This is a genomic window from Pseudomonas sp. KH_024_B2, assembly GCF_057839965.1.
The window spans coordinates 201,811-218,604 of sequence record NZ_JBYQPS010000002.1; the positions used below are offsets into that span (position 1 = coordinate 201,811).

Below are 16,794 nucleotides of genomic sequence, written 5' to 3' on the forward strand. Positions count from 1 at the left end.
ATGTCCCAAAGCGACGTTGAAGCCATCGATGTGAAGGTAGCTGTTTTACGCCAGACTGGTGAAAAACTGAAAATCGAGAGTGCAAAGCTCGGAGCTCCAAGACCCACTGAAGTTCGAGTAAGGATTGTAGCAACGGGTGTCTGCCATACCGACATGGTAGTGCGCGATCAGCTTTTTCCAACACCACTGCCCATCATCCTCGGGCATGAAGGTGCTGGAATAGTTGAGTCGGTAGGTTATGCAGTTACAACTGTTGCCCCAGGTGATCACGTAGTGATGACCTATATGTCGTGCGGCTTATGCCTGCCTTGCGAAACTGGGCATCCCGCACATTGCTCCCACATGCATCCGCTGAACTTCGGTGGCGGACGTATTGATGGCAGTACCTCTACCTGCAGTTGCGATGATGCCTCACCGATTCACGATCATTTTTTCGGCCAGTCGTCGTTTTCAACTTATGCAGTCGCTAACGAGCGCAACGTAGTAAAGGTTTCAAAGGACGCGCCGCTCGAATTACTAGGCCCGTTGGGATGCGGCATACAGACTGGTGCGGGCTCTGTCCTTAAAGCTTTAAAGGTTGAGGCAGGCGCCAGTTTTGCGGCTTTTGGAGCCGGAGCAGTGGGTCTAGCCTCGGTCATGGCCGCGAAGGTTGCCGGCGCTACTACGATCATTGCGGTGGATGTCACACCTAGTCGTTTGGAGTTGGCGCTTGAGCTGGGGGCGACGCATGTGATCAATAGCCGTGAAGAAGACCCGGTCAAACGTATTCACGAAATCACCGGTGGCGGCGTCAATTACAGCCTTGAATGTTCTGGTCGCGCTGAAGTACTTCGACAAGCAATTGATGCAGTGACCACGCTTGGCACGTGCGGCATCGTTGGTGCAACCAAGGTCGGGACAGAGGTCGCGTTCAACATAAACGACGTGATGATTCCTGGTAAGCGGATCATGGGCATCGTCCAGGGTGACGTCGTCGCCAATGCGTTTATCCCGACTCTCGTTGACCTGTACATGCAGGGGCGTTTTCCATTCGACAAGCTCTGCCGTTTCTATTCCTTCGACCAAGTCAATGAAGCTATGGCGGACAGCGAACGGGGCGTGACGATCAAGCCGATCTTGCGCATGCCGACTTCGGCAGATCAAGCCTGACAACTCTTTCGATTCAATCAAGGTACGACAGATGAATGTTCAACTGGTAATCGATAACGTCAAACAAGATGCTCTTGACGGTAAGACCTACAACCGAGTCGATCCGATCAACTCCCGAGTTATCACGGTGGGCGCAGCTTGTTCCGTCGAGGATGCCGTTCGCGCTGCCGACTCATCTCAGCAGGCTTTCAAATCTTGGTCGAAGGTAGGCCCAACTGAGCGCCGACGTCTGCTCTTGGCCGCCGCTGATGTCCTGATGAGTAAGATGGAAGAATTCTGCAGCGTCATGGCAGAGGAAATTGGAGCCTCGCAACTATGGGCGCAGTTTAACGTCGGGGCCTCAGCCAATCTCCTGCGAGAAGCAGCAGCGCTCACCACCCAAATCAAGGGTGAAACCATTCCAACTGATAAACCCAACACCCTGTCGATGACACTGAGACAACCAATCGGCACGGTGCTGAGCATCGTGCCCTGGAATGGGCCAGTCATCCTTGGTGCTCGTGCGATCGCATATCCATTGGCATGTGGCAACACCGTTATATTCAAAGGCTCAGAAAACAGTCCTCGCACTCACCAGCTGCTCGCTGAAGCTTTCTATGAGGCTGGCTTTCCACCAGGTGTGCTCAACTTCATCATCTCGGCGCCTGGGGATGCCGCAGCCGTAACCGACGCACTGATTGCCCACGATACGGTTCGCCGGGTCAATTTCACCGGATCAACCAAAGTTGGCCGAATGATTGCCCAAACAAGTGCTAAGCATCTCAAGCGATGCTTGCTGGAATTGGGTGGCAAGGCACCGTTTGTAGTGCTTGATGATGCGGATCTGGATGGTGCTGTAAACGCCGCAGTCTTCGGCGCCTTTCTCTATCAGGGGCAAATATGCATGTCGACAGAACGGTTCGTTGTCGACGAAGCTGTTGCTGATGCGTTCGTTGAGAAGTTCGCTGAGCGAGTGCGTGGGCTGGAATCAGGTCAACCTTCGGCTTCACCTTCATGCGTCATCGGGCCAATGATTTCCCAAGGATCGCTTCAGCGGATCAACCAGATGTTGGACGATGCTGTAGGCAAGGGCGCAGAAATAGTAGCCGGCGGCTTGGGCACGAGCGCCCTCATGAGTGCCACGCTGGTCGATAAGGTGACATCTTCGATGGAGATCTATGACGAAGAGACCTTTGGGCCGGTGACAACAGTCGTTCGGGTAAGAGGAGCAGAACAGGCTCTGCAGGTCGCTAACGATACCGCCTACGGTCTGTCTTCCTCGATTTTCAGTCGTGATGTCAGTCGCGCACTCGAACTCGCCAGTCGACTGGATGCTGGCTGCGTTCACATCAACGGTGCGACTGTTCAGAACGAACCTCAAGCTCCTTATGGTGGCATGAAAAACAGTGGTTACGGCCGGTTCGATGGCAGTGCTGTAATCGATGAGTTCACCGAGGTCAAATGGGTCACTGTAGAGCCATCCGACCAGCCTTATCCTTTCTGAAGTTCAGCCGAGTGCTCAATCAAATCTTATGATTTAAATGCGCACGATCGATTGATCCTCCAGCGGCAGTTTTCTCATAACACTGCTTACGGCTCGTCATTATTGGGGTACCACAGTGCGGTACCCCGGTTCTATAACAAAGACAACAGAGCCGAACTATTCGCGCAAATCACCTGTCCTGCTCAGGACTGCTTTGAACGTAACCAATTACTTCCGCAACTCAATTCAAAATTCCCCTAAAAATTCGTGCGCTTCGCTCTAACTAAACGAAGTCGAGTTGGCATGCGCAGTCAAATAACTCATGGTCGAGAAAATGAATAATAAAAAAGCCGATGTTTCAGCTGATTTTTTTAGGAATGCCCAACGCGTGATCGTCGGGGCGGCATTGACCGCTGCCTTACCTGTCGTGCAGGCCACTGAGGGTGGAGGTTCGTCGTATCCAATGGGTGCGGAGAACTACATGACCGGCGCTATGCCGCCACCCGGCATCTATGGGCAGGTCTTTGCAGAGAGTTATCGCGCTGACCGGCTTCTTGACAATCGAGGAAAGCAAGCAATTGATGACTTTCATCTGAGTGCGGATGTGATCGCTCCCAGGCTAATCTGGGTTACCGAACAGAAACTGCTCAGCGGTGCGTTAGCTTTCCATATGAACGTCCCACTGATTGATCTCAGGGTAGATGTTGCTGATGAGCACCAGCGAAAGACGGGTGTGGGAGATATTATTTTTGGCCCGGCGCTGGGCTATCACTACAGCGATAAATTTCACGCCATATATGCGTTTGATGTGTTCGCACCTACGGGGAAATACGATCGCGACGATCTGGCGAACCTTGGTCGTAACTACTGGGCGATCGAGCCGATAGCGGCGTTTACATACGTTGATCCTTCGGGTCTCAACGGTGACCTTAAAGTGATGTATGACTTCAACGCTCGTAACCCAGCCACGGATTATCGTTCAGGTCAGGAATTACATGCTGACTACTCTTTTGGGTGGGGGCTGGGTAATGGTTGGGTGGTAGGAGTCGGTGGCTACGTGTATCACCAAACCACAAATGATAATCAGGACGGGCAAGAGCTGGAGGACAGAAAAGGGCGCGCCGTCGCGATTGGCCCGTCGATTAAATATGCTAACCAAGCCGGTTGGTTTGTAACCGCCAAGTGGCAAAAGGAAAGCGATGTCCGCAACCGCCCCGAAGGAGAGGCCTTCTGGATTAAACTCACGACCCCTCTCTGATTCAAATAGGCACTTGGCAGCGCTCATATCAGGCTTATGGCTACCTTTATTTTCGCACTGCCAAATGCATTTTTTTTGTGATTTTTTGGCGCTGCTCGAAGGAAAAAGTCTGGATAACCAGGTAGGCATGATGAGGTTTATTTATCTCACCATGCCTACCGTCCCGATTTTTTTGGTCTATTTGAACGCCTTTTGTGTCATCGAAACGACCAACGCCAGGCTTGCGACAGCAATTACTGCCCAAAAATACTCCATGCTCGCGACCAGGGTCGATTGCTGATGCAGGTTTTGTGCGAGCATCGAAACAGCCATTTGACCTGCGTGGCTTTCACCGACCTGGGGAGCCAAGGCATGTGTTAAATCTTGAATTTGTTCCAAGTAAAGTGGATCAGCAGAACTGAAATGCCCGTTCAAATTGTTGTACTGGGTGGTAGTGCGCCATTGCAGAAAGAGGGTGGCGATTGTCGTACCCATTGCCATCGCAATTTGTCCCATCATGCTTTTAATCTGGTAGGCGTGTGCGAACAGGGTGTCGTTATGGGTCACGTCACGAAATGTCTGCATGGCGGCGGTTGCAAGCACCAGCATCACAAAGCAGCCGTTGAGGACGAGTGCTGGGAGGATGTTTGACCACATGTTGGCGCTGGGCGAGAGAGATGAGAACAACCAGCCGAAGCCGATCAGTGCTGCAAACCCAGCTACAAAGAATTTCTTCGGAGCGGGGAATTTTGGAATGACGGCGGCCATGATGCCCCATGTTATCAGTGCACCCACCAGTCCAAAGGCCTGAAAAGTACCGATTGTGTCCCACGAGTACCCCAACCCCGTCTGCAGAAAAAACGGCAGGATGTAGTTATTGCTCCCAAGCAGTATGTACGTGAAGCAGAAGAGGGCCACCCCCAACATGTAACGATGCTGCATAAGGTCTTTAACCTTGAGAAACGGCGCTCGTTTGCCGTGTTCGGCATGGAAGAAGGTGTACACGCCCAGTGCAGCCAGTAAAGCAAATGCGATGAGAATGAATGACTCATTGTAAAAGTCATAGTAAGAGCGTTGCAGGACGTAGAGAAGGAAGAAACTGCTAACGGATAATAACAGAATATTTGCTGGGCTCGACGGCGTCCTCTCATCTTCCGGAGCGAGGGTATTGGGTAGAAAACGGGTGCACAGAAAAGCTGCGATAACAGCACCTCCGGCCAATACCCAGAAAATGGCATGCCACGTATCTTCAACCACCACCAGTGATGAAATGAATGGGGCGGAAGCTGTCCCACCAGCAAGCCCGGTGGCAAACACCTTGACCCCGACAAAACGCCCCGGGCCGGCCGGAAGCAGATTGACCATCAAACGCGCGGATGTCATGAACGATGCACCGCCCAATGCCATGATCACGCGACCGACAGTGAAGGTACTCAGGTCGCTCCCCACGCCACACACGAATGCACCCAATACGTAAATGCTGATAGAGCCCAGCATGAAGTTACGCCATCCTAACCGCTCGACCAGCCAGCGTTGCTTGGAAATGACCACGACGGCTATGCACGCGTACAGCGCGGCGACATGCGTGAACTCTTCAGGACTCGCGTCGATTTCTCCTCGGATCGGCGCAGAGGCAAATGCGATCATGCCTGCCTGCAGATACTCCAGGGCGCAGAGCAGTGCAACAGTTAGTAACAGGGCGGCGTTTTTTCTGTACATGGTCGGCCACCTTTACAATTTAACGTGTGTGGAGCCAGCACTGTCCGAATTGGCAATGATCACTGCTTCGACGATACCGTTGGCGTCTCTAAGCTCGTTATCAAAGATATCGGTGCTGTAAGCTGCCTGCTTTGGCGTCTGCGTATTGAGCACCGGCCCGCTGGTATCAGTGGTGTCCACCGAGACACGCATTGAGAGGCCAAGACGCAATGGGTTTCGCGCTACCTCATCTGGTCTGAGAGCGATTCGAACAGGCACGCGTTGCGTGACTTTGATCCAGTTGCCTGTTGCGTTTTGTGCTGGCATCAACGAAAACGCGCTGCCGGTGCCAGCATCCAGTCCGACGATGGTTCCGTGGAAGTCCACATTGCGACTGTACGCATCCGCACTCAGGTGGACTGGTTGTCCAATACGCAAATTTTGGAGTTGCGACTCTTTGAAATTAGCGTTCACCCAAACTTGGTCTACGGGTACAACCGACATCAGTGCTACGCCCGGGCTGATCCGCTGCCCAACTTGAACGTTGCGTTTGGTCACCAAGCCAGAAGTGGGGGAGTAGATCTGGGTGCGGTGCATTGAGATGTAGGCGTCACGTAGATTGCTTGCTGCAACAAGAACATCTGGGTGGGTACGAAGCGTTGTGTTGTCTACCATGGCAAGGCGAACAGCCAAGGCATGTCGAGTTCCATCCAGGCTTGCGACGGCATTCTTGAGAGCCTCTTCAGCATGGCTGATCTCTTCACGAGAGACTGCGCCACTGGAGGCAAGTTGATTGCGGCGGCGGACATCGTCCTGAGCCTTGCGCACATCGTTCTGACGTTGGTTGACCTCAGCCTCCAGTTGTTGCACCTGGTAATACTGCGTTCGCGCCAAGCGAACAGCCCTCGCTAGGTTGGATTTCGCGCGCTCATATTGGATCTCCGCGTCTACTGCATTCAGTGTGACAAGAGGTGAATTAGCATCAACGTGATCCGTATTGTCGACACTGATGACTGTCACCGTGCCGCTGACCTGTGAAGTGACCTGAACGATATTGCCATCGACGTAGGCATCGTCAGTGGTTTCTGTTCCAAGCCTAACCAGGTACCAGCCCCCCAGAGCAACCAATATGAATGCGATGGCAAGAATCAAAAAAAATCGCGGTAAGTAGCGCGCTGTTCGTGGTGCGGTTTCAGAAGAGGGGAGCGTGTTTGAAGTCATGATTTATTAGCTACGGTAGAGTTTGTAATGGCGGTTACGGACATTTCCGGGCGGTACCCACCACCCAAAGCCCTGCTAAGGTTGGCTTGTAAGGAAATCGCTCTGGACTGCAAGTCGACCAGTTGGCGTTTTTCAGCAAGCGTTGCATTCTGCGTAGCCAGTACTTGTAGATAGGTCGCAAGGCCAGCGGCGTAGCGCTTATTGACAAGATCTGCTGCGGCAACTGCAGTTGCCACGGCTTCGTTCTGCTGAGCCATCCGCTCCTTCAACCAGCGAAGCGACGACAATTGGTCGGCTATATCTCGAAGAGCATCCACAACCGTCTGGTTGTAGTTTTCTACAGCCAGATCGTATGCCGCATCTTGCGCGTCCAAGTTGCCGCGCAAGCGGCCTCCTTCGAAAATAGGCAGACTTATCGCCGGAGCGATTCCTAAAATACGGCTGCTGTGATCGTTGAACGTATCGAAAGCCAGGCTCTGCAATCCTATGAACGCAGTCAGGTTCACATTCGGGTAGAAACGTGCCTTAGCAACTTCAATCTCATGGCCTGAGGCCTCGACTCGCCAGCGTTGAGCCACCACATCCGGGCGATGGCCAATCAGTTCAGCTGGGATGTTCGACGGCATCACAATGGTGTCACTTGCCTGCAGTTTCGGTCGTGTGATCGTGCGTCCACGGTCAGGCCCTTTACCCAACAGCGAGGCGAGTTTGTTTTGATTGAGTTCGATGGACTCTTTGAGCGCTGCGATATTTGCTCTACTGGCAGGTAGCGATGCCTGTGACTGTTTGATATCTATTTCAGTACCAAGCTCGGCGGCGAAACGCTTTTTGGTGAGATCCTCAATTTGTTCTTGCTGATTGAGCAGGGCTTGGGCAACGTCGATCTGTTCATAGACATTTTGTAAGCCGATATAAGTTTGTACGATGGAGGAGGAGAGTATGAGAGAGGCTGCGCGCTCATCGACCTCCAATGCCCGCCGCCTACCCACTGCTGCCTCTACTGACGACCGGTTCTTACCCCAAAAATCCAATTCGTAACCGACATTCAACGTCCCTTGGTGCACGTTTTGCCATGTACCTTTGGCCGGTGCGGGCGTCGTGCCATTGGAGCTGAACCGTTCTCGAGTGACGCTCATGGCTGCACTCACATCAGGTAGCAACTGAGCGCCCTGTATTGCTTCCAGCGCGCTTGCTTGGTGGACACGCGCTGAAGCGGCTCGGAGTGTGGGACTGTTGTTGAGGGCTTCGTTTATCAACGTATCAAGTTGTGGATCTTTGAAACTGCTCCACCAATTGACGGTTGGCCAAGCAGCCTCGGAGAGCTTGATTCCACTGTTAGCTAGCGTGTCGTTGACCTCGGATGGCTGCAACATCTCCGCCTGAGGTTTCAGATCACTGAACGAGCATCCAGAGAGCATCACAAGCGCAATTGCTAACAATGCGCTCCTCCTAAGCGTTGTGATGGGCTGTCTGTCATTCACGCCCTGAATCGGTGAACTTCTCATTAAATTTCTCTGAAGCATGTGATGAAAATAAGTAAGGGAGAGGGCTTCGGCTTGGGATGCTAATAAACACTACGAGTGTCGTTAAGCTCATAAAAAAGCCGCGGAAGCGGCTATAAGTCGTGCTTTATCTTGGTCTTAAACCATTCACGATGATGCCAACGGCGTTATCGATGTCGTCTAGGTTTTCAAGATCTGCTGTGACAAGGTGAAGCCAGGACATGCCGGTGAGCATCGAGACTGCGGTGTCGACGTCAACGCCCTCGTGGATTTCTCCCGACTCTACCGCTCGAGCAAAGATCTTTCGCAACGTACGCTCGCGACGTGGAAGAAATTCTCTCCTGAACTCCTCAAGAGCTGTTGACTCATGCTGGATTTCGGTAATCAAGCTGCGCAATGTCTCGCCTGCGCTTGATGTACGCCACCAATGCCAAAGCGAACGCAGGTGAACGATCAGATCCTTTTCCAAATCACCGGTGTTTGGTTGAGTCACAAAGGTTAGGGCAGTGCGCTCGTACACATCTCTAAGCAGTGCACTCTTACTCTTCCACCAACGGTAGATAGTAGGTTTGCTGGAACCAGCTCGCTCCACCAGCGCATCCATTGTGAATGCTTGATAGCCGCGCTCTTCAAGGATTGCTGCAGCAGCTTCAAGAATGGCCTCTGTGCTCTGAGGACTGCGCACTGCACCGATAGAGGATCGGCTGCGCGCTTTGACAGGTTTTGTCTGATTAGTCTTCGTGGTCATAGATGCTCGTACGGAATACTCAGGTCTCAATTCAGCAATAGAAACTGTCGGTATTTATAGGCTTTAAGTGATCTCTGGTCAACAAATTAGAAGTGTATCAACCATTCAAAGCGTGAATAGTGTGTATTGATTTTAGGTATGATCAATTTACAAGCAGGCTGTTACAGTTCTCAGGCTTTTGTTGATTGAAATCATTACACACCACATTTTCATCTGTGATAGCCCGAAGCTCGCTATTGAGTCTAGCTAGGGAAAATTGTTGGGAGGTTTGAGTGGGAACGCACTTTATCACCGCATTCAATGTCCTTGAAGGCGTAAATAAAGCTATGGCGGAATGGTTGGAGAAGGTCTTATCTGGACATAGTATGACCGACTTGGAGTTTCGGGCTCTTGATGGCTTAGCAAATGGCGCTATCAATTCCGCAAGTATGTGCAGTAAGTATTTGAACATCGCGCCGACCAAGGCATCTTTAGTGATGGAGAAGTTCGAGAGGTGTGGGTATGTTCAGCGCCGTCGTGATCGCCCAGACAGGCGATTGGTTGTATTCCAGTTATCGGATGAAGGCCTTGAAGCGTATGAGCTTGCGCTGATATCTCTAAGTGAAGCATGGGATGGGATTTTGAGTAGCGTAGGTTCGGATGTAATGAACATGGTGAAACTGTTCACAGGCCCTGCAATGTTGCCAGTTGCCAATTTAATTCAAAATTCGTTGCAGAAATCAGACTAATCATTTGACAACAATGTATCAGGCAAATCCGTCGCTCAGCAGTTAGTCAAGAAAACCAAAATCCGGGCTGAAAACAATGAATTTTTTGTGCCATATTAAGATCCATTGAAAAGTCCTCCGGCCATACGAACTTGGTTTCAGCATTAACTCGGCACCTCGATGGACATCGAGGTGCGCCGCTGGACGCGACGCACTGGTTCAAAGGATGTTTAGAGGGTATTCAATGATGGCCCTGACTTCGTTCAAATTAGGGCCGACATCGCGGTCTGCCCGGTAGATCGAGTTTCGCAATTTGAATGACAGATCCTTGAGTGTACCTTCCTGAACCACGTATTTGACCTGGTTGAAGAACTCACGCTCTGTACCGTCCTGTTCACCTCCTGCATCGATGTTGCTACCGCGCACATAGGCGGTTTTGTAGGTGAGCCCGGGCACACCGAAACCTGCAAAATCCAGCTCGTAGCTGAGTTGCCAAGACTCTTCGTCTTTCAGGTTGAAGTCGGAGTAGTAGGAGTTGGCGACATAAATGGCGCTACCTCCGTCGCCATAGTCGTAGGCATAACCTGCATCCCCACTGTTACGCTGATGGGCGACGATAAAGGAGTGGAAGCCGACGCTGTATTTCGCCGCCAAGCTCCAGATGGTGTTCGTGTCGTTGACACCGTCGCCACCAAAATCCAATGCCGCCTGAGAGCCGTTGGCATAGTCGGTACGGTAGATATTGAAGTCGAGGTTCAGCGCCTGGGAATCGGACAACGGCACCGTATAGTTCAGGTTGCCGTAATACTTCTTGTAGGTGTCTTTCACGTCGGAGTGGTACGCCGCCACACTCAAGGCGTCGGTCACGCTATAGGTAGCACCAATTACGTCGATACTTTTCAGATGATTCGGATCGCGTGCCGGGTCGCCCATCGGGCTATCTGCGGTGAACCGTCCGGCGTTCAATTCCAAACCTTCGATTTCCTTGCTGGTGACCAGCGTGCCGGTAAAGGCTTGAGGCAATAGTCGCGAGTCGTCATACGCTAGCACCGGCATTGACGGGAACTGATTGCCATAGCGCAACACGGTATTGGAGACACGAAGTTTCAGTGCTGCGCCGGCCTCCGAAAGGTCATCGACTGGATGGCCATCGCTGTCAGCATCAAAAAAAGCCGTGTAATTGCGACCGCGACCGCTGTCGAGCTTGACACCCAACAAGCCATATACGTCGACACCCACACCGACGGTTCCTTGGGTGAATCCAGACTGAAATGTACCAATGAACCCTTGGCCCCATACCTTGGCATCATTGGTGTGGTTTTTGTAATCGCGATTGAAATAGGCGTTCCGCAACAACAGATTCAGGTCGCTGTCTTCAACGAATCCTTTAGCTTCAGATTGATCGCTGGCGAACGCATAGGGTGTGCTTGTCGAAATCAGCGCGCACGCGATCGCGATTTGTTTAGGGTTGAGCATCGGATACTCCCAAAAGCAGTGTTCTTGATTTTAGTGACGGCAGGAGGCTGCAAACGTCGTGATAACCACAGTTGAATCCGGGTTATTGGCAGGGGTGATTATGTATTTAGGTGTTCCCACCCGTTGCAGCGGGACGATAAATACTATTGAAAGCACTACTGGGATAAGTCCTATTTCTGATTCCAATTATCAATGAAATCAATGATGTAGAAACTCAAAATGCAGGTATGGTGGCGGCGATGAATACCTAAGGCGCGGTTCTCGCACTTATTGGTGTATCTCCAATTCATCAACCCTTTGGTGATTTTTTTGGCCCGCCCACGCGCGGGTCTTTTTTTATCCCAAAAAAATCAGCTGTGGAGGGGAGCTGAAACCGCGATCCAGCAGAGGTCACTGTTGCCTGCGGACGGACGCTGCATAGAGCGCATACTGACGCGCTCTATGTCTGGAACAGCAACCCGGGGATTAACGTGTAATAGGTCTGATGGCTGGATGCTCCCAGCCGCCGCCCAACGCACGTATCAGTCGTACGGTGGCCATAGACTGTTCGCCATACAGACTGGCGAGACTTCGTTCAGCTTGCAAAGTGCTGCGATCAGCCTCCAATACGCTCAAGTAGTCCCTTGCGCCTTCCTGATACTGCGCCTGGGTAATACGGCTGGCACCCCTTGAGGAATCAGTGGCTAAAATCTGCGCCCGTGTTTGCTGCTGCAGTAGGCGAACGCTTGCCAAGTTGTCCTCCACTTCACGTAATGCATTGAGCACAGTTTGACGATAGTGGGCGACCTGTTCCTCGTAGGCGGCTTGCGCGTTTGTGAGGTCTGCCTTGCGCTTGCCTCCGTCAAATATCGGTAAATGCAGCATCGTCCCCGTGAGTGGCCCAAGCAAGAAAGCCGTGCTTGAGCCTTGAAACAGCTCGCCAAGAGTGTTGCCCTCAAAACCAGCCGTTCCAGTGATCGTAAGTGAAGGAAAAAATGCCGCCTTAGCGATTCCAATACGAGCATTGGCTGCCGCCATTGCACGCTCCGCTGCCGCGATGTCTGGCCGGCGCTCCAGCAGTGCCGACGGCACGCCGACAGGTATTTGTAGCTTGAGCGGTTGAATCGGGTTTGCAGAGAAATTGAACGTCACTGGTGCCTGCCCCAGCAACACAGCCAAGCTGTGCTCGCTCGCAGCCCGCGCTCGCGCTAAAGCTAACGAATCAGCCAAGGTGGTGGAGAGTTCAGTTTGCGCGCGCATCAAATCCAGTTGGCTGTCCTGTCCGTTCTCCGCACGACTACGGGCATATGCAAGCGCACTCCGACGTAGCTTGAGTGTGTCTTCGTAGACCTTTATCTGTGCATCAAGGCTGCGTAGTTGGTAGTAATTAACTGCCACATCCGCTTGAAGAGCCAGCAGCACTGATTGGTATAGCGCAGCGCTTTGTTCAGATTCGGCACCGGCAGCCTTGATTGCATCGCTGACCCGGCCAAACAGATCGGCTTCATAGCCGGCGTTTAGTTGCGCCCGCCAGTAGGTCGTTGCCGGTTGCGCATCATTGGTCGAAGAGCGTGAGCTTCGTTCCCGCGACGGGCCAAAGCCTGTGTCGATGCTTGGAAGGCGACGAGCTTCTACTCCTTGATGATAAGCCCGTGCTTCCTGAACCCTGGCCATGGCCTCTTTCAAGCCTTGGTTTGCATTGAGAGCGCGCGTTTCCAGGTCGTTAAGCGTTGTGTCGCCAAAGACTTCCCACCACTGACCACGCGGGAATTGGTCGGCGGGCTGTGCGGTTTTCCAACCTTGCTCAGGCGTCAGGTTTTGCTCTTTGAACTGTGCCGCTGACGTGTCGGTTGGAACTGTGTAGTCGGGTGCCATTGATTGGCAAGCTGACAGTGAGAGCAGGGCTAAGATGTTTAGCGACATGCCCGCCCAAAACTTGGGAATGTTTAAGTTCATGTGCGGTCAGGCCTCAATATCGGCAGTCTGATGATGTTCGGCGCGCAGCGGCTTACCGCCGGATAGCTTACGCAGCAAAACATAGAAAAGCGGGGTGAGTAGCAAGGCGAAAATTGTGACTCCTAACATCCCGAAAAATACACTGACACCGATGGCATGACGCATCTCGGAGCCGGCGCCAGTGGCGACTACCATTGGCACGACACCCATAATGAAGGCCATTGAAGTCATCAGAATTGGTCGCAGACGCAAACGGCTGGCCTCAATGGCGGCATCCGCGATGCTTCGTCCTTGCATCTCAAGCTCCCGGGCAAACTCCACAATCAAAATGGCGTTCTTGGCCGATAGCCCCACCAGCACCACGAGACCTATCTGGGTGAAGATGTTGTTATCGCCGTGGGTCAGCCATACACCCAAAAGTGCAGACAGCAGGCTCATGGGTACAATCATGATCACTGCCAGCGGCAATGTAAGGCTCTCGTATTGAGCCGCGAGCACCAGGAACACTAGCAACACGCAGATAGGGAAAACCATCATCGCTGCGTTACCAGCCAATTGTTGCTGATACGCGAGGTCAGTCCATTCGAACTTGATTCCTGCAGGCAGGGTCTCTTTGGCGATGCGCTCGATGGCAGCCTGAGCCTGGTTGTTGGAATAACCGGGTGCCGGGCCACCGTTCAGATCTGCGGCGGTAAAGCCGTTGTAACGTACGACCATTTCTGGGCCATAGGTCGGCTTGACACGCAGAAGACTATCTAATGGCACCATTTCCCCGGTACGGCTGCGGGCTTTTAACTGGCCAATGTCCTGGGAGAATGCGCGGTAATGGGCGTCAGCCTGTACACGTACCTGGTAGACCCGACCGAAACGGTTGATGTCATTGACGTACAGGGAGCCCAGATAAATCTGTAGAGTGCTGAAGACCTCATCAATGGGCACACCCAGTTGCTGGGCTTTCACCCTGTCGACTTCTACGTCCAGCTGTGGAATGTTGATGTCGTAGCTACTGAACAACGGGCCCAGCTCAGGAGCCTTGGCCGCGGCTGCAATGAATGCCTCCGTGGCATCATGCAATGCCTGATAGCCCAGCGCGCCACGGTCTTCCAGTTGAAGCTTGAAGCCACCCAGTGTGCCAAGCCCCAGCACTGGAGGCGGTGAGAACACCGAAATTTTGGCGTCTTTGATCTGAGCAAACTTTTGGTTCAACGACTTTGCGATCGTATCCGCACTGAGGTCGTTGCCATTGCCGTAACGCTCTTCAAAAGCGGTGAGAGGCAGAAACAGTACTACCGAGCTGGACGATGAGGTGAAGCCGTTGATCGAAAGCCCCGCATGCGCAACTGTGAAACCTACTCCTGGTTCCGTAAGCGCCACCCGCCCCATCTCCTGAGAGACCTCGTCCGAGCGCGCCAATGTAGCGCCATTCGGTAGTTGAGCCACGGCGATCAGGTATTGTTTATCCTGCGCAGGAACAAATCCACCCGGTACGATGTTCCCCATCATGACAGCCAGGCCGAGCAGCAAAGCATACAAAAACATCATTGCGCCCTTGTGCTTCAGGGTACGGGCTACACCGCTGCCATAGGCATCTGATCCGCGCTGAAAGAGCCGATTGAACGCTTTGAAAAAAAGGCCGAACACGAAGTCCATGCCTCGGGTCAGTCGGTCTTTAGGCGCGTGAGGACTGCGCAACAGCAGAGCGGACAACGCGGGCGAGAGCGTTAGAGAGTTGAAGGCCGAAATGATCGTCGAGATTGCAATCGTCATCGCGAACTGTTGATAGAACTGACCAGTCAGACCCGACATGAACGCTAAGGGCACGAATACAGCAACGAGGGTAAGTCCGATGGCAATGATCGGGCCACTGACCTCATCCATTGCCTTATACGTCGCTTCTCTGGGACTTAACCCGTGTTCCAGATTTCGCTCGACGTTTTCTACGACCACGATGGCATTGCGGATTCCACGGCCATCCGGCCACCTATTCCATAAACATCCGGCCACTGATTCCACGATGATCCGGCCACCCATTCCACGCTCATCCGGCCACCCTTAAGGCAGGCAGCAACGCAGGATTATTCACTACCATCGACCTCTTTTATCGAAGCAGAGAGGTCGTCGTGGAGCGTTTATCCATGCGTAAAATTCGAGAAGTGCTACGTCTCAAATTCGAGGTCGGCCTATCTGCCCGCCAGGTCGCTGGCAGCTTGCAAGTAGGCCGAGCCAGCGTCGGTGAGTACCTCAATCGCTTTGCTGCCAGCGGCCTGACCTGGCCCTCTGCGCTGACTGACGCCGAGTTACAACGGCATCTTTTTCCGCCGCCGCCCACCGTTCCCAGCGATCAAAGGCCGGTGCCAGACTGGGCTCATGTACACGGGGAGTTACGCCGCCCCGGCGTAACTCTGGCCCTGCTTTGGCAGGAATACCGACTCGCCCACCCGCAAGGCTTCCAATACAGCTGGTTCTGCGAGCACTACCGCCTCTGGGCCGCCAAGGTCGACGTGGTCATGCGCCAGGAGCACCGTGCCGGCGAAAAGCTGTTCGTCGATTACGCCGGCCAGACCGTACCGGTCATTGATCGGCGAACCGGCGAGATCCGCCAAACGCAGATCTTCGTCGCCGTTCTCGGCGCGTCCAGCTACACCTTTGCCGAGGCCACCTGGTCGCAGAAGCTGCCTGACTGGCTGGGCTCGCACGCCCGCTGTTTTGCTTTTTTCGGTGGCACATCGCAGATCCTGGTGCCCGATAATCTGCGCAGCGGCGTCACCAAGGCGCATCGCTACGAGCCCGACATCAACCCCAGTTACCGCGATCTCGCCGAGCATTACGGCATCGCCGTATTACCTGCTCGCTCGCGCAAACCCAAGGACAAAGCCAAGGTCGAAGTCGGCGTGCAAGTCGTCGAGCGCTGGATCCTCGCCGCGCTGCGCAACCGCCAGTTCTTCTCGCTGGGCGAACTCAACACGGCAATCAGCCTGCTGCTCGAACGCCTCAATCAAAAGCCCTTCAAGAAGCTGCCCGGCTCACGCCGCTCGGCCTTTGAGACCATCGACCAACCCGCACTGCAACCGCTACCAGAACATCCGTACATCTACGCCGAATGGAAAAAGGTGCGGGTGCACATCGACTACCACGTCGAGGTCGAGGGCCATTACTACTCGGTGCCGTACCAGTTGGTGAAGCACCAACTCGAAGTGCGGCTAACCGCTAAGACCGTCGAGTGCTTCCACGCCAACCAGCGGGTGGCCAGTCACCTGCGCTCGCTGCACAAAGGCCGCCACACCACCCAAACCGAGCACATGCCCAAGAGCCACCGGGAGCACGCCGAATGGACACCGCAACGGCTGATCCGCTGGGCCGAGCAGACCGGGCCTAACACCGCTGGCGTTATCGCCTACATCCTTGAGCGCCGAATCCATCCTCAGCACGGCTTCCGCGCCTGCCTGGGCATCCTGCGCCTGAGCAAGCAGCACGGCGAAGAGCGGCTGGAAGCCGCTTGCCAGCGAGCGCTGGCACTGGGCGCGTGCAGCTACAAAAGCCTTGAATCGATCCTGCGCCAAGGGCTGGAAAAGCTACCGCTGTCCCAGCAAAACCTGCCGCTACTGCCCGACGAACACATCAACCTGCGCGGCCCTGGCTACTACCACTGACCTGAAAAA

The 16,794-nt window shown here is 53.5% G+C and carries 11 protein-coding genes and 1 pseudogene; 5 read left to right on the forward strand and 7 right to left on the reverse strand.

The features are described from left to right. From AC3I0A_RS28220 to AC3I0A_RS28230, 3 genes are all read left to right on the forward strand, one after another. Window positions 1-1,149 (forward strand): NAD(P)-dependent alcohol dehydrogenase, encoded by a 1,149-nt coding sequence (locus tag AC3I0A_RS28220; protein ID WP_489378794.1) that lies wholly within the window; start codon window positions 1-3, stop codon window positions 1,147-1,149. A 31-nt stretch (window positions 1,150-1,180) separates the two neighbouring features. Next, a complete protein-coding gene (locus AC3I0A_RS28225) occupies window positions 1,181-2,632 on the forward strand; it encodes an aldehyde dehydrogenase (RefSeq protein ID WP_053160548.1) in 1,452 nt (483 codons plus the stop codon). Between the two features lie 313 nt (window positions 2,633-2,945). Then, entirely contained in the window at window positions 2,946-3,869 is a 924-nt protein-coding gene (locus AC3I0A_RS28230; RefSeq protein WP_489378795.1) for a SphA family protein, read from the forward strand. 177 nt (window positions 3,870-4,046) lie between these two features. Here AC3I0A_RS28230 and AC3I0A_RS28235 read toward each other — a convergent pair whose 3' ends face one another. From AC3I0A_RS28235 to AC3I0A_RS28250, 4 genes are all read right to left on the reverse strand, one after another. After that, window positions 4,047-5,567: an MFS transporter gene (locus AC3I0A_RS28235; RefSeq protein WP_489378797.1), complete on the reverse strand. Its 1,521-nt coding sequence runs from the start codon at window positions 5,565-5,567 to the stop codon at window positions 4,047-4,049. Window positions 5,568-5,579: 12 nt separating this feature from the next. Next, window positions 5,580-6,767 (reverse strand): EmrA/EmrK family multidrug efflux transporter periplasmic adaptor subunit, encoded by a 1,188-nt coding sequence (locus tag AC3I0A_RS28240; protein ID WP_489378799.1) that lies wholly within the window; start codon window positions 6,765-6,767, stop codon window positions 5,580-5,582. Then, window positions 6,764-8,272 carry an efflux transporter outer membrane subunit gene (locus AC3I0A_RS28245; protein WP_489378801.1) on the reverse strand — a complete coding sequence of 503 codons (1,509 nt, stop codon included), beginning with the start codon at window positions 8,270-8,272 and terminating at the stop codon, window positions 6,764-6,766. The genes AC3I0A_RS28240 and AC3I0A_RS28245 overlap by 4 nt, the downstream gene beginning before the upstream one ends. 124 nt (window positions 8,273-8,396) lie before the next feature. Further along, window positions 8,397-9,017: a TetR/AcrR family transcriptional regulator gene (locus tag AC3I0A_RS28250; protein WP_053160556.1), complete on the reverse strand. Its 621-nt coding sequence runs from the start codon at window positions 9,015-9,017 to the stop codon at window positions 8,397-8,399. A 272-nt stretch (window positions 9,018-9,289) separates the two neighbouring features. Here AC3I0A_RS28250 and AC3I0A_RS28255 point away from each other — a divergent pair, with 272 nt between their 5' ends. Beyond that, complete coding sequence (locus AC3I0A_RS28255; protein ID WP_489378802.1) at window positions 9,290-9,745, forward strand: MarR family winged helix-turn-helix transcriptional regulator; 456 nt, start codon at window positions 9,290-9,292, stop codon at window positions 9,743-9,745. Between the two features lie 198 nt (window positions 9,746-9,943). Here AC3I0A_RS28255 and AC3I0A_RS28260 read toward each other — a convergent pair whose 3' ends face one another. The 3 genes and pseudogenes from AC3I0A_RS28260 to AC3I0A_RS28270 all read right to left on the reverse strand — a co-directional run. Next, window positions 9,944-11,200 (reverse strand): OprD family porin, encoded by a 1,257-nt coding sequence (locus AC3I0A_RS28260; protein WP_053160560.1) that lies wholly within the window; start codon window positions 11,198-11,200, stop codon window positions 9,944-9,946. A 465-nt stretch (window positions 11,201-11,665) separates the two neighbouring features. Further along, on the reverse strand, window positions 11,666-13,135 hold the full coding sequence (locus AC3I0A_RS28265; RefSeq protein WP_489378803.1) for an efflux transporter outer membrane subunit: 1,470 nt from the start codon (window positions 13,133-13,135) through the stop codon (window positions 11,666-11,668). A 6-nt stretch (window positions 13,136-13,141) separates the two neighbouring features. Next, window positions 13,142-15,097 (reverse strand): annotated as a pseudogene (locus tag AC3I0A_RS28270) (efflux RND transporter permease subunit); the annotation flags it as partial. A gap of 173 nt (window positions 15,098-15,270) precedes the next feature. Between AC3I0A_RS28270 and istA the strand changes: the two are divergent. Next, window positions 15,271-16,785 (forward strand): IS21-like element ISPre4 family transposase, encoded by a 1,515-nt coding sequence (gene istA, locus AC3I0A_RS28275; RefSeq protein ID WP_041771204.1) that lies wholly within the window; start codon window positions 15,271-15,273, stop codon window positions 16,783-16,785. Window positions 16,786-16,794 lie beyond the last annotated feature (9 nt).